The 14,521-nt window shown below is 42.3% G+C and carries 7 protein-coding genes; all 7 read left to right on the forward strand.

Features of this window, described 5'->3' with window-relative positions; genetic code table 11:
- The first annotated feature begins 7 nt into the window (after positions 1-7).
- Positions 8-538, forward strand: coding sequence for a cell division protein SepF (locus tag B7720_RS01425; protein ID WP_000053367.1), 531 nt, complete (start codon positions 8-10; stop codon positions 536-538).
- Positions 538-798, forward strand: a complete 261-nt coding sequence (locus tag B7720_RS01430) for a YggT family protein (RefSeq protein WP_000576501.1) — start codon at positions 538-540, stop codon at positions 796-798. Before B7720_RS01425 ends, B7720_RS01430 begins: the two co-directional genes overlap by 1 nt.
- A complete protein-coding gene (locus B7720_RS01435) occupies positions 795-1,586 on the forward strand; it encodes a YlmH family RNA-binding protein (RefSeq protein WP_084856171.1) in 792 nt (263 codons plus the stop codon). Before B7720_RS01430 ends, B7720_RS01435 begins: the two co-directional genes overlap by 4 nt.
- An 8-nt stretch (positions 1,587-1,594) precedes the next feature.
- Positions 1,595-1,849 carry a DivIVA domain-containing protein gene (locus B7720_RS01440; RefSeq protein WP_000028988.1) on the forward strand — a complete coding sequence of 85 codons (255 nt, stop codon included), beginning with the start codon at positions 1,595-1,597 and terminating at the stop codon, positions 1,847-1,849.
- A gap of 16 nt (positions 1,850-1,865) precedes the next feature.
- Entirely contained in the window at positions 1,866-2,660 is a 795-nt protein-coding gene (locus B7720_RS01445; protein WP_070568426.1) for a DivIVA domain-containing protein, read from the forward strand.
- A gap of 253 nt (positions 2,661-2,913) precedes the next feature.
- A complete protein-coding gene (gene ileS, locus B7720_RS01450) occupies positions 2,914-5,706 on the forward strand; it encodes an isoleucine--tRNA ligase (protein ID WP_049520442.1) in 2,793 nt (930 codons plus the stop codon).
- Between the two features lie 292 nt (positions 5,707-5,998).
- Positions 5,999-14,293: an SIALI-17 repeat-containing surface protein gene (locus B7720_RS01460; RefSeq protein WP_084856173.1), complete on the forward strand. Its 8,295-nt coding sequence runs from the start codon at positions 5,999-6,001 to the stop codon at positions 14,291-14,293.
- Positions 14,294-14,521 lie beyond the last annotated feature (228 nt).

Genomic DNA, 14,521 nt, shown 5'->3' on the forward strand with positions numbered 1-14,521 from the left:
GAGAGCTATGTCTTTAAAAGATAGATTCGATAAATTTATAGATTATTTTACAGAAGACGGAGAAGAAACGACTAACTACCAGACTCAACAAGAGGAAACAGTTAGCCCAGCCATCTCATCTTCTAAAGAATTACCAGCACCTGCTCAGTCAGGATCAGCTAAAGATGCAAATATCACTCGTCTTCATGCGCGACAGCAAGAATTGGCAATGCAAAGCCATCGTTCAGATGAGAAAGTGACAATTGACGTTCGCTATCCAAGAAAATATGAAGATGCAACTGAAATTGTAGATTTGTTGGCTGGAAATGAAAGTATTTTGATTGATTTCCAATATATGACAGAGGTTCAAGCCCGTCGTTGCCTTGATTACTTGGATGGAGCCCGTCATGTCTTGGCTGGAAATATGAAAAAAGTTGCGAGTACGATGTATCTATTGACGCCTGTCAATGTTGTCGTGAATATTGAAGATATCAAGCTTCCAGATGAATCACAAAGCGCTGAGTTTGGTTTTGATATTAAACGAAATAGAGCAAGATAATGATTTTCTTAATTCGTTTAATCCAAAATGCGGTTAGCATTTATTCCATCATTCTCGTTGCATTTGCTCTTCTTTCATGGTTTCCAAATGCCTATGAAAGCCAGCTAGGTCGCTTAGTTATCAGACTTGCTCGCCCAGTTATTGAGCCCCTTCGTAAGCTCAATCTACAATTTGCTGGTCTTGATTTTACGGTTTGGGCAGCGCTGATTCTGATTCAGTTTGTTGGAAATCTCTTAACACGACTAGTCTTATTACTATGACAGCAAATCGAGCCATTTATCAGCATTTTTCCCAAGATGATATTCCCTTTATTGATAAGGGGTTAGAGTGGATCAAGCGGGTAGAAGATACCTATGCACCGGTACTTACTCCTTTTATCAATCCCCATCAGGAACAGATTTTGAGGGTACTAGCTGGGACATATGGACTGGGTTGCCAAAGTAGTGGTGATTTTCTTCCGACAGAGTCGGTTCGAGTTCTTCTCTATCCAGATTACTTTGAACCGGAGATATCAGACTTTGAAATGGCCTTGTTGGAAATTTGCTATCCGAGTAAGTTTGAGCAACTGAGTCATGGAAAAATATTGGGAACAATTATCAACCAACTAGGAATTGACCGTAAATTATTTGGTGATATCTTGGTAGATGAAAAGAGAGCACAGATTTTTGTCAATCGTGATTTCATTCCTCTTTTTCAGGATGGAATAAGAAAGATTGGCAGACTTCCTGTATCGCTGGAGGAACGTCCTTTTACCGATAGGATTTTGTCTAAAATTGATTATAGAGAACGAGAAATTTTAGTTTCGAGTTTTCGATTGGATGCCCTCTTATCAAGTGCCTTGAAATTATCTAGAAACCAAGCTAGTCAACTGATAGAGAAAAAATCTGTCCAGGTAAATTATCATGTGGTTGAAAAATCTGATTACCAGGTTGCAGTTGGGGATTTGATCAGTGTGAGAAAGTTTGGTCGTTTGAAAGTTGTCAAAGACAATGGTCAGACCAAAAAGGATAAGAAAAAACTAACAGTCCAGCTACTTTTAAGCAAGTGAGAAAAAATATGTCGATTACACCACAAGAAATAAGTGATAAAGCTTTCTCAAGAACATTCAGAGGCTACAATCAGGAAGAAGTTGACCTCTTTCTAGATAAGATTTACTTTGAATTAGAGGAGATGATTCGATACAAAGATGAAACTGAACTCTATATCAAAAAACTAGAAGAACGTCTTTCCTATTATACGAATGATATTCCTAAGAGAACAGTAACAAGCGAGCAAGAACCAGAAGCAATTAATGATTCTATTTTTTATTAAGTAAGTGAGGAAAAGTATGCCAATTACATCGTTAGAAATTAAAGATAAAACCTTTGGCACAAGATTTAGAGGTTTTGACCCAGAAGAAGTAGACGAGTTTCTTGATATCGTTGTTCGTGATTATGAAGACTTGGTTCGTAGTAATCACGATAAAGAGACACACATCAAAAGTTTGGAAGAACGTTTGTCTTACTTTGATGAGATGAAGGATTCCTTGAGTCAGTCAGTTTTGATTGCTCAAGATACAGCTGAGCGTGTCAAACAAGCTGCTCAAGAACGTTCAAACAATATTATTCAACAAGCTGAACAAGATGCTCAGCGTTTGCTTGAAGAAGCGAAATACAAGGCAAATGAAATTCTCCGTCAGGCTACAGATAATGCGAAGAGAGTGGCTGTTGAGACAGAAGAGTTGAAGAACAAGAGCCGTGTATTCCATCAACGCCTCAAGTCTACGATTGAAAGTCAGTTAGCAATTGTTGAGTCATCTGATTGGGAAGATATTCTTCGCCCAACAGCTACTTACCTTCAGACAAGTGATGAAGCCTTTAAAGAAGTGGTGGGTGAAGTTCTTGGTGAAACTGTATCTTTACAACCAGAGGAAGAACCAATTGATATGACTCGTCAATTCACACCAGAAGAGGTTGCTGAATTGCAAGCTCGTATCGAGGCTGGCAACAAAGAATTAGCTGAGTTTGAAGCTCAACAAAATCAACAGACAGAAGAAAGTGACCAGCATGAAGAGCCAGTTGAGGTAGAGGCTACTGCAGCAACTGAAGACGATGCAAACAAAGAATCTGTTCTTATCCTATAAGAAAATGTGAGAACAAGGTCTAACCAACTATATTTTCAGCGAGCGGGAGATGGTGTGAGTCCTGCAGTCCCTAGTGGTTAGATTATCCTCTCAAGCAATCCGGTCTGAAAGCAGTAAGACTGGACGTCCCCCACGTTACGGGAAAAGAGGAAAAGAGACATTGTCTTTTTTCGAACAAAGGTGGTACCACGATTTTCGTCCTTTTTTGCGAGTCGTGGTTTTTATTTTGTCATTTTAAATTAAAGGAGTAACAATGAAACTTAAAGAAACCCTCAATCTTGGGAAAACAGACTTTCCAATGCGTGCTGGTCTTCCAACCAAAGAGCCAGTTTGGCAAAAAGAATGGGAAGAAGCAAAACTTTACCAACGTCGTCAAGAGTTGAACCAAGGAAAACCTCATTTCACCTTGCATGATGGTCCTCCGTATGCAAACGGAAATATCCACGTTGGACACGCTATGAACAAGATTTCTAAAGATATTATTGTTCGTTCTAAGTCTATGTCAGGATTTTATGCGCCTTATATCCCAGGTTGGGATACACATGGTTTGCCAATCGAGCAAGTTTTGGCAAAACAAGGCGTGAAACGTAAAGAAATGGACTTGGTTGAGTACTTGAAACTTTGCCGTGACTACGCTCTTTCTCAAGTTGATAAACAACGCGAAGACTTTAAACGTTTGGGTGTTTCTGGTGACTGGGAAAATCCTTATGTGACCTTGACTCCAGACTATGAAGCGGCTCAAATCCGTGTCTTTGGTGAAATGGCTAAAAAAGGTTATATCTACCGTGGTGCCAAGCCTGTTTACTGGTCATGGTCTTCTGAGTCAGCCCTTGCGGAAGCGGAAATTGAATACCATGACTTGCTTTCAACTTCCCTTTACTATGCTAACCGTGTCAAAGATGGAAAAGGTGTGGTCGATACAGATACTTACATCGTAGTTTGGACAACTACTCCATTTACCATTACAGCTTCTCGTGGTTTGACTGTTGGAGCTGATATTGATTACGTAGTCGTACAACCAGCTGGTGAATCTCGTAAGTTTGTGGTTGCTTCAGAATTGTTGAATAGCTTGTCTGAGAAATTTGGTTGGGCGGATGTTCAAGTCTTGGCGACCTACCGTGGTCAAGAATTGAACCAAATCGTGACAGCTCACCCTTGGGATACAGCTGTAGATGAGTTGGTAATCCTTGGTGACCACGTTACGACTGACTCTGGTACAGGTATCGTCCATACAGCCCCTGGTTTTGGTGAGGACGACTACAATGTTGGTGTTGCCAACGGCCTTGAAGTTGCTGTAACAGTTAACGAACGCGGGATCATGATGGCCAATGCTGGTGCTGAGTTCGAAGGTCAATTCTATGACAAGGTTGTACCAACAGTTATCGAAAAACTGGGCGATTTGCTCCTTGCTCAAGAAGAAATTTCTCACTCATACCCATTTGACTGGCGTACCAAGAAACCAATCATCTGGCGTGCTGTTCCACAATGGTTTGCCTCTGTATCTAAATTCCGCCAAGAAATCTTGGATGAAATTGAAAAAGTGAAGTTCCACTCAGAATGGGGGAAAGTTCGTCTTTACAATATGATTCGTGACCGTGGCGACTGGGTTATCTCTCGTCAACGTGCTTGGGGTGTTCCGCTTCCAATCTTCTACGCAGAAGATGGTACAGCTATTATGACAGCTGAAACGATCGAGCACGTGGCTCAACTCTTTGAGGAACACGGTTCTATCATCTGGTGGGAACGTGATGCCAAAGACCTTTTGCCAGAAGGATTTACTCATCCAGGTTCACCAAATGGCGAGTTCAAGAAAGAAACAGACATCATGGACGTATGGTTTGACTCAGGTTCGTCATGGAATGGAGTGGTGGTCAACCGTCCAGAACTCAAATATCCAGCAGATCTTTACCTTGAAGGTTCTGACCAATACCGTGGTTGGTTCAACTCTTCACTGATCACATCTGTTGCCAACCATGGCGTTGCTCCTTACAAACAAATCTTGTCACAAGGTTTTGCCCTTGATGGTAAAGGTGAGAAGATGTCTAAATCTCTTGGAAATACCATTGCTCCAAGTGATGTTGAAAAACAATTTGGTGCGGAAATCTTGCGTCTCTGGGTAACAAGTGTAGACTCAAGCAACGACGTGCGTATCTCTATGGATATCTTGAGCCAAGTCTCTGAAACTTACCGTAAGATCCGTAACACTCTTCGTTTCTTGATTGCTAACACATCTGACTTTAACCCAGCTCAAGACGCAGTGGCTTACGATGAGCTTCGTTCGGTTGATAAGTACATGACCATCCGCTTTAACCAGCTTGTCAAGACCATTCGTGATGCTTATGCAAACTTTGAATTCTTGACAATCTACAAGGCCTTGGTGAACTTTATCAACGTTGATTTGTCAGCTTTCTACCTTGATTTTGCTAAAGACGTTGTCTACATCGAAGGTGCTAAATCACTCGAACGCCGTCAAATGCAGACTGTCTTCTATGACATTCTTGTCAAAATCACCAAACTCTTGACACCAATCCTTCCTCACACAGCAGAGGAAATCTGGTCATATCTTGAGTTTGAAGCTGAAGACTTCGTTCAATTATCAGAATTACCAGAAGCTCAAACTTTTGCCAACCAAGAAGAAATCTTGGATACATGGTCAGCCTTCATGGACTTCCGTGGACAAGCTCAAAAAGCCTTGGAAGAAGCGCGTAATGCAAAAGTAATCGGTAAATCACTCGAAGCCCACTTGACAGTTTATCCAAATGAAGTGGTGAAAACTCTTCTTGGAGCAGTGGACAGTAATGTAGCTCAACTTTTGATCGTGTCAGAATTGACCATCGCAGAAGGACCAGCTCCAGAGAGTGCAGTAAGCTTCGAAGATGTAGCCTTTACAGTTGAACGCGCTGCAGGTGAAGTATGTGACCGTTGCCGTCGTATCGATCCAACTACTGCAGAACGCAGCTATCATGCAGTCATCTGTGATCACTGTGCAAGCATTGTAGAAGAAAATTTTGCGGATGCAGTTGCAGAAGGATTTGAAGCAAAATAATCAGATTAGAAATATGTCTTCTCATAGTTTAAGATGAGATGAAAAGGAAAAAGAGAGGAAGTCATTTCTCTCTTTTTTGCTGGAAAAAGTTTAGGACAAAGGAGGGAAATCTAACATTTGTAGGAAAAGTTTTAAGTTGATTTTCTGGGATTTTTTAAAAGAGGAGTCGTGTTTTGGTACTTTTCAAAAGCATGTGTTGCTTCTAAAAATCGCGACAAATAATTTGAATAATCAAGTGAAATCAGGTAGAATAGAAAGGATTGAATAATATATTGAAGAGGAAATTTTGAGAATGAAACATCAGTTTTATGGAGAAAAACGACAGCGCTTTTCTTTCAGAAAGTTGTCCGTTGGGCTGGTTTCGGCGACTATTGGAAGCTTCTTTTTGAGTGGGCAAATAACTGGGGACTTGACTTCTGTGAAAGCAGCAGAAATTCAAAGTCAGCAGTCTGCTCAGGTCAAATACCACTACGTAGTGGAGTCTGAATTGACGGAGACAGAGAAGAGTGCCTTGATAAGGGAGATTCCAAAGTATGTTGAGGATGCTTCAGAGACCTATTACTTAGTTTATCGTCCGACTACTCAAGGGGATACATCTGGAGTATTACCTAAGACAGGTCACTCCGGTCTTTGGGAATCAACTTTTACAGCGATGGGTCTTGCATTACTAGTGCTTGTAGTTGTTAGAGGCAGAAATGGGAAGAGGTATTTATCTTCGATCTTGTTGGTAACTGGAATGGGATCCATACTGCTATCTCCAACAGTCTTAGCAGTGACGAATATCGAACTCGCTGCATATAATCAAAGTCTTAACTTGGGTCTTGGAGATGCACTGCCAGCGCCATTGAAAATTGATGGTTACGACTATATCGGTTACTTAAAGAATGAAGAACAAAATGATAGTCATTTAGCTCATTATGCTCAGAAGGAAAATCCGACACTGGACTTGGAGAAAGAGAAGGGAAGTGAACTTAAACCGAGTGAAACAAATCCGAATACAAAAGAGATTGTTTCGGATAAGGGGGATGCTTTAACTGAGGAAGAAAGAGAAGCTATAGCTGCCAAGGAGAGAGAGTCTGCTCTTCTAAGCCCCGTTTATGACTTGCCAGAACTAAAAATTAGCGAGCAGGAGTCAGTTCAAGAACTTCCTTATCAGACAAAATACCAGTATTCAGATGAATTGGCTCAAGGGCAATCAAAAGTTATACAATCAGGTGTTCGAGGTCAAAGAACAGTTGTAACTCGTCATTATCGTAAGGGTCAAGAAATCGTGAAAAGCGAAATGATTTCTAATCAAGTGACGCTTGAACCTATTTCTGAAATTATTTTAGTTGGAACAGCTCCAACTAACTCGATACCAAAAGAAACTCCAGTTCAAGAGATTCCAGAATTGACAGAATATGGCACAACTCCAGAAACAGCCCCAGTTCACGAAGTTCCAGAATTAGCAGAATACGGCACAACTCCTGAAACAGCGCCAGTTCATGAAGTTTCAGAATTGACAGAATATGGCACAAACCCTGATACATCTCCAGTTCACGAGATTCCAGAATTGATGGAATATGGTACAAATCCTGAAACGGCGCCAGTTCACGAAGTTCCAGAACTGACGGAATATGGTACAACTCCAGAAACAGCGCCTGTTCACGAAGTTCCAGAATTGGCAGAGTATGGCACAAGTCCTGAAACCTCTCCAGTTCACGAAGCTCCAGAATTGACAGAGTATGGCACCAGTTCTGATACGCCTCCAGTTCAAGAGATTCCAGAATTGACAGAATATGGGACTAGTTCTGAGACGTCTCCAGTTCGTGAGACTCCAGAACTGACAGAATATGGTACAACTCCTGAAACAGCGCCTGTTCACGAAGTTCCAGAATTGACGGAATATGGCACCAGTTCTGAGATGCCTCCAGTTCAAGAGATTCCAGAATTGGCAGAATATGGCACAACTCCTGAAACGGCTCCAGTTCGTGAGACCCCAGAACTGACAGAATATGGTACCAGTCCAGAAACAGCGCCTATTCATGAGAATTCTGAGTTGGAATTGACTACAAATGACGAGGTTAGAATAGAAAAGATTGATTTTTCTATTGAGGAGCAGTACACAGATGAGATTCCAGAAGGAAGTCGTCAAATCGCGACTCCGGGTGTCCAAGGTGAGCGCACGATCAAGACTCGTGTCTACAGTTCCAATGGTCAAGAGGTTGATCGTCAAGAGTTGTCCAACGAGGAAACTCTGGCTCCCGTAACGCAAGTGGTCAAGGTCGGTACGGCTAAACCAAACATGGTACCGAATGATCCACCGCAAGCAGACGCACTGCCAGAGTATCCGTTGACTTATACCGACGAAACTCGCGTTGAGAAGATTAACTTCACAATTCGTGAAGAAGAAACGGATGAATTGGTTCGAGATGCTCGTCAAATTGCGACTCCGGGAGTTCAAGGCGAACGTACCATTAAGATTCGTGTTTACAGCTCTAACAGTCAAGTTGTTGACCGTCAAGAGTTGTCTAACGAGGAAACTCTGGCTCCTGTAACGCAAATTGTCAAAGTCGGCACGACTAAACCAAGCATGGTACCGAACGATCCGCCGCAAGCAGACGCCCTGCCAGAGTATCCGCTAACTTACACTGACGAAACTCGGGTTGAGAAAATAGCCTTCAACATCGAGGAGCAATATACCGATGAGCTTGTTCAAGATGCTCGTCAGATTACAACTCCAGGTGTCCAAGGTGAGCGTACCATTAAGACTCGTGTTTACAGTTCCAATGGTCAAGTTGTCGACCGCCAAGAACTTTCGAATGAAGAAACCTTGGCTCCAGTAACGCAAATTGTCAAAGTCGGAACAGCTAAACCAAGCATGGTACCGAACGATCCACCGCAAGCAGACGCCCTGCCAGAGTATCCGTTGACTTATACCGACGAAACTCGTGTAGAGAAAATAGCCTTCAACATTGAAGAGCAAACTACGGATGAATTGGTCCAAGATGCCCGCCAAATCACAACTCCAGGAGTCCAAGGAGAGCGTACCATTAAGACTCGCGTATATAGCTCTAATGGCCAAGAAATTGACCGTCAAGAGATCTCAAACGAAGAAACTCTAGCACCTGTTACTCAAATTGTCAAAGTCGGCACTGCTAAACCAACCATGGTACCAAGTGATGCACCGAAAGCAGACGCTTTGCCAGAGTATCCACTGACTTATACCGACGAAACTCGGGTTGAGAAAATTAACTTCACAATTCGTGAAGAAGAAACGGATGAGCTTGTTCGAGATGCCCGCCAAATCACAACTCTAGGAGTCCAAGGAGAGCGTACCATTAAGACTCGCGTATATAGCTCTAATGGACAAGAAATTGACCGTCAAGAGATCTCAAACGAAGAAACTCTAGCACCTGTTACTCAAATTGTCAAAGTCGGAACTGCTAAACCAACCATGGTACCGAATGAAGCACCAAAAGCAGATATTCTGCCAGAGTATCCGCTAACTTATACCGACGAAACGCGCGTTGAAAAAATCAACTTCACAATTCGTGAAGAAGAAACGGATGAGCTTGTTCAAGATGCCCGTCAAATAACAACTCCAGGAGTCCAAGGCGAACGTACCATTAAGACTCGTGTCTACAGTTCTAACGGTCAAGAGGTTGACCGTCAAGAACTTTCGAATGAAGAAACCTTGGCTCCTGTAACGCAAATCGTCAAAGTCGGAACAGCTAAATCAAATATGGTACCAAGTGATGCACCGAAAGCAGATGATTTGCCAGAGTATCCGCTAACTTACACTGACGAAACGCGCGTTGAAAAAATCAACTTTAGCATTCGTGAAGAAGAAACGGATGAGCTTGTTCGAGATGCCCGCCAAATCACAACTCCAGGAGTCCAAGGTGAGCGTACGATTAAGACTCGCGTCTACAGTTCTAACGGTCAAGAGGTTGACCGTCAAGAGTTGTCTAATGAAGAAACTTTGGCGCCCGTAACACAAATTGTCAAAGTCGGAACTGCTAAACCAAGCATGGTACCGAATGAAGCACCAAAAGCAGAAGCTTTAGAGGAGTTCGATTTAATTTCACTGCATAATCTCTTGGCAGAAGCGGATCAGATTAAAGCTCAGTCCCGTTATTTCAACGATAGTCAGAGTCATCAAGCTAACTATGATGCTGCTTTGACAGCTGGTCAAGCGATTCTGAGCCAATCCCAAGCCAGCCAAGCAGAAGTCAACCAACTGGTGGAACAAATCAATCAAGCCAAGGCGCAATTAAGTGGTCTTGAAGTTGTTAAAACAGCTCTTCAGACTGAGTACGATTTAAATCCAACGGTTAAAACCTCGGTTAAATATAAGAATGCGGATTCAGAAAAGCAGACAGCTTATACTGACGAATTGACCAAGGCAGAGGGAGTTTTGAACAATCAGACTGCTACACAAGTACAGGTCAACCAAGTTCTTGCTAGCCTGACAGAAGCCAAAGAAGCTCTAAATGGAGTGCCTAAAGTCAAGCCGACTGTTTCCATTCTAAGTCTGACTGAGAATGCTGATGATAAGTCAGTGACGGTCCAATATAGATTGGAAGACCAGACCCAGTCCTTCCGTTCAGCGACTGCAGAATTGTACCAGGGAGACCAGCTGATTCGCACTCTTCCGATTACCAACTTTGCTGGCAGCTTGAAAATTGGCGACCTAGACTACTACACAGGCTACACTTTGAAAACCAAGTTGACTTATGAACTGGATAATGGCAGCTTTACTGAGTTTGAAACAGACAGTCGTAACTTTGAGTTAGAATACAAGAAGATTGCCTTCCGTGATATTGATTCTGTTGAGTTTTATCATAAAGAAAACGACCAATACAAGCGTCTTGTATCGATGAGCTCTATGCCTACGGATCTGTCTACCTACTTCGTTAAGATCAAGTCAAGCGAATCCAAGGAAATTCTCCTACCAGTTCATAGTATCTCCGAAGCAGAAAAAGATGGCAAGGCAGTCTATAAGGTTAATGTAACCCTTCCTGAACTCGTCCAAGAAAGTGAAGCGGGCTATAAGTCTGGGCACGATTTCTACATCAGTAAGGCGGTCCCAAGTCAGCAAAATGTCTACACTAGCTTTGCTGGATTGGTAGAAGCTATGAAGCGAAATATGGCAGGAAACTATGTGTTGGGTGCTGATTTGGATGCGAGTGAGGTCAACCTAGCTCCTACGGACTATGTCTATCTCAAAGGGAACTTCACAGGTAGTCTGACAGGTAGTCATAACAGTAAGCAATACGCCATTTACAATCTTGCCAAGCCTTTATTTGAAAATCTCAAGAGTGGGTCTGCCATTTCAAATATCGACTTTAAAGATGTGAATATCGAGGGTACCTATGACTCGGCTGCGCTGGCACGTAATGCGGAGAATGCGCGAATCACAGATGTTTCTGTTCAGGGAAGAGTATCGGTAGTAGGCAACGCTTCTAACGTAGCGGGTCTTGTAGTTAATGGAACCAATACGAAGATTACAAATAGTTCCTTTATGGGGACTATCCTATCTAACAGTCAACACATCAAAGCTTATAATGTAGGTGGTTTGGTTGCAAGCCTTAAAGGTGGAGAATCTCTTCTAAGCCAAAGTAAAGCAGACGTAACGATTATTAGTGGTGCACGATCAAATGAACAACGTATCGGTGGTTTGGTTGGACGTCTAGAAAACAATGCTCGAATCACCAAATCTTATGTGACAGGAAAAGTATATAATGCAACCACTAACGGTCAAATCGGTGGAGTGGTCGGCTCGAACTACTTTAATGGTTTAGTTGATAATGTGATCAGTAATGTTAGTGGTACAAACGTTTACAGTATTTCTGGGGATCAGGGCTACAAAAACGACCGTATTACGCAAGTATATAAAGTTGCTAAAAGTGAAACCTTGAAAAACGATCAGTTTGTTACTTCTACAATTACTCAAGAAGAAATGGAAGAAAAACTGACTGCTATGGACATCACGACTAGCCTAGATGACACGAATCTAAATATGCGTTTTGTCGACTATGGTGAGGTAAACAATGCTCAATTTGACCGCGGATATTCTTATGCAAATATGGAGAAACTGCTTCCTTTCTACAATAAAGAAACCATTGTTTCATTTGCGAACAAGATTCCGAAAGAACATAAGTTGAACAAGGAGTACCTACTGGATGTTGTTCCGATGAAGGATCATCAAGTGGTGACAGATATCCATAGCAATAAAACAGCAATCAATCGTTTGATGCTGCACTACATGGACAATACCATTGACTATCTAGAAATATCTTATCAGGGAGATTTCGTCAACCAAGGTATTGCTGAGTATAGTATCAAGGGGTTAGACCTTCTTTATACTCCAGAAGCCTTTGTATCAGATTATACTAGCATTCTAAATCAAGTGTTGCCAGAGCTGAACAAGGTTGTTCTTGATTCGCCAGCTATGCGAACAGCTCTCGGAGTAGCCGCAGATACTTCTTTGGATGAACTATACTTAGACACCGCATTTACGCAGGTGAAAAGTAAGCTATCAGGTGAGCTTCGCAAAGTGCTGGCTATGGACAAGGCTATCAATACTGAAGGTGAAGTAGTTAAGGATTATCTTGTTAAGAAGATTCTTGCTGATAAAGAAGCATTCCTATTAGGTTTGACTTACCTTAATCGTTGGTACAATATCAACTATGATAACTTTAATGTTAAGGACTTGTCGGCTTACAAGTTGGATTTCTATGGTAAGAATGACGTTTCGGTTCTTGATACAATCATTGCTTTAGGGAAATCAGGACTTGAGAATCTCAAGGCTAAGAACAACTATACAGCATATGATAATTCGCTCTCTGAAGCAACTGGCAAGCGAGGACTCTTCAATTACCTTGAAGGTTACCGTCAGCTCTTCCTACCATACAAGACCAATAATGAATGGCTCAAGACCAATACAAAAGCCTACATCGTTGAGGCTAAGTCCGATGTGCCAGAAGCGAGACAGCTTCAGGACGCAGCCGAGGGCAAGAGCAAGTACTCTGTCGGTGTGTACGACAAGATTACTGCAGATAATTGGGAACACAAGGGCATGCTCCTGCCACTCTTGACCATGACGGAGAAGGGTGTCTATGCTATCTCTAATATGTCTACCCTCTCTATGGGGGCTTATGATCGCTATCGCCTAGATGCCAATAACAGAGTGCGCACAGACGCAGAACTAGTTGAATATGTCGAAGACAGAGTGAGAAAAACAGCTGAATACCAGCGCGACCATTATGATTTCTGGTATAAGATTCTCAGTCCAGAAAGCAAGGACAAGCTCTTCCGTTCGGTTCTGGTTTATGATGGATTCTCATTGGTTGACAAGAATGGTCAAAGATATTGGGCTCCAGCTAATGACAAAAAATCACAGGCTATGCAGGAATTCTTTGGACCAGCTGGCAAGTGGTATCCAAGCAAGGGCTATAATGCCTATGCTACGGGTAGTGTAACTCACTTTGATGCTGCTAAATTGTTGGAAGACTATGGTAACTCAGTCTACACGCATGAGATGACCCATAACTCTGACGGTGCTATTTACTTTGAAGGTTATGGTCGTCGTGAGGGACTAGGTGCGGAACTCTATGCTCGCGGACTCTTGCAATCTTCGCCGAGCGCAGATGAACCAACCATCACGCTCAATACTCTCTTCAAGGTGGACAAGGACTCTAAGACACGTATGCATACCTATAATTTCAAGGAACGTGTTCAAAATGCAGCAGACCTGCAACACTATGTCCATGGTATGTTTGACATGATCTACACCTTGGACTATCTAGAAGGTACTTCTATGCTGAAGCAGAGTGATGCTGCCAAGTTACAGTGGTTCAGGAAGATGGAGAATTACTATATTACAGATAAGTATGGTAAGGAGACTCATGCAGGTAACCAGACGCGAAGCTTTACAGCTGAGGAAATCAAGCAGCTGAAGACCTTTGACTCCCTGATTGATAATGATGTGATCACTCGTCGGGAGAATAAGGAAAGTGGGAAATATGGTCGAAATGGCTACCTCAGTCTCAGCCTCTTCTCACCAATTTACTCAGCCTTGAGCAATCCAAATGGAGCACCAGGTGATGTTATGTTCCGTCGCACAGCCTATGAATTACTAGCAGCCAAGGGCTACCATGACGGATTTGTCCCTTATGTTTCTGGTCAGTACTCTCAGGAAGCTTTCGATGAAGGGAAGAAAACGTGGGACGGATGGTCTGGAAGAGATGTTGGTCTCGTGACGGACCAGAAAGTCTTGGAAAATGTATTTAAAGGTGAATACACCTCTTGGGCAGCCTTCAAGAAGGCCATGTATAAGGAGCGAATTGATCAGCTGACCAAGTTGAAGCCAATCACCATTGAGTACGAGCTTAAAAATCCAAACAGTACCAAGAAAGTAACCATTCGTTCTTATGCAGAGATGCAGCAATTGATGGATGCAGCAGTAGCAGAGGATGTACGCAACATTACCAATGCTACTAGCCGTGTCGAAGCTAGCTGGGTCAACCTGCTTAAGAAGAAGATTTACAACGCTTATCTTCGTGAGACAGACGACTTCAGACAGTCTATTTTCAAGAAATAAGGAAACGATTCTGTTTGATTAAAATTTGAAAAATTCCTAGGTTTAAGGCTACCTAGGAATTTTTTCTGTGGTTTCTCCATGATCTTGTTTGTGCATTCAAGACCTGATAAGATAAGAATTTTGACAGCGTAAATGAACTGAAAAGATTAGCAGTTTTTTTGTGGCTATTATTTATAGCAAATAAATTGAATAATCTAGTAAATTTCGGTAGAATAGAGGGGATTCAAA

The sequence above is a fragment of the Streptococcus oralis subsp. oralis genome (assembly GCF_002096455.1).
In the GTDB taxonomy this organism is placed as follows: domain Bacteria; phylum Bacillota; class Bacilli; order Lactobacillales; family Streptococcaceae; genus Streptococcus; species Streptococcus oralis_CY.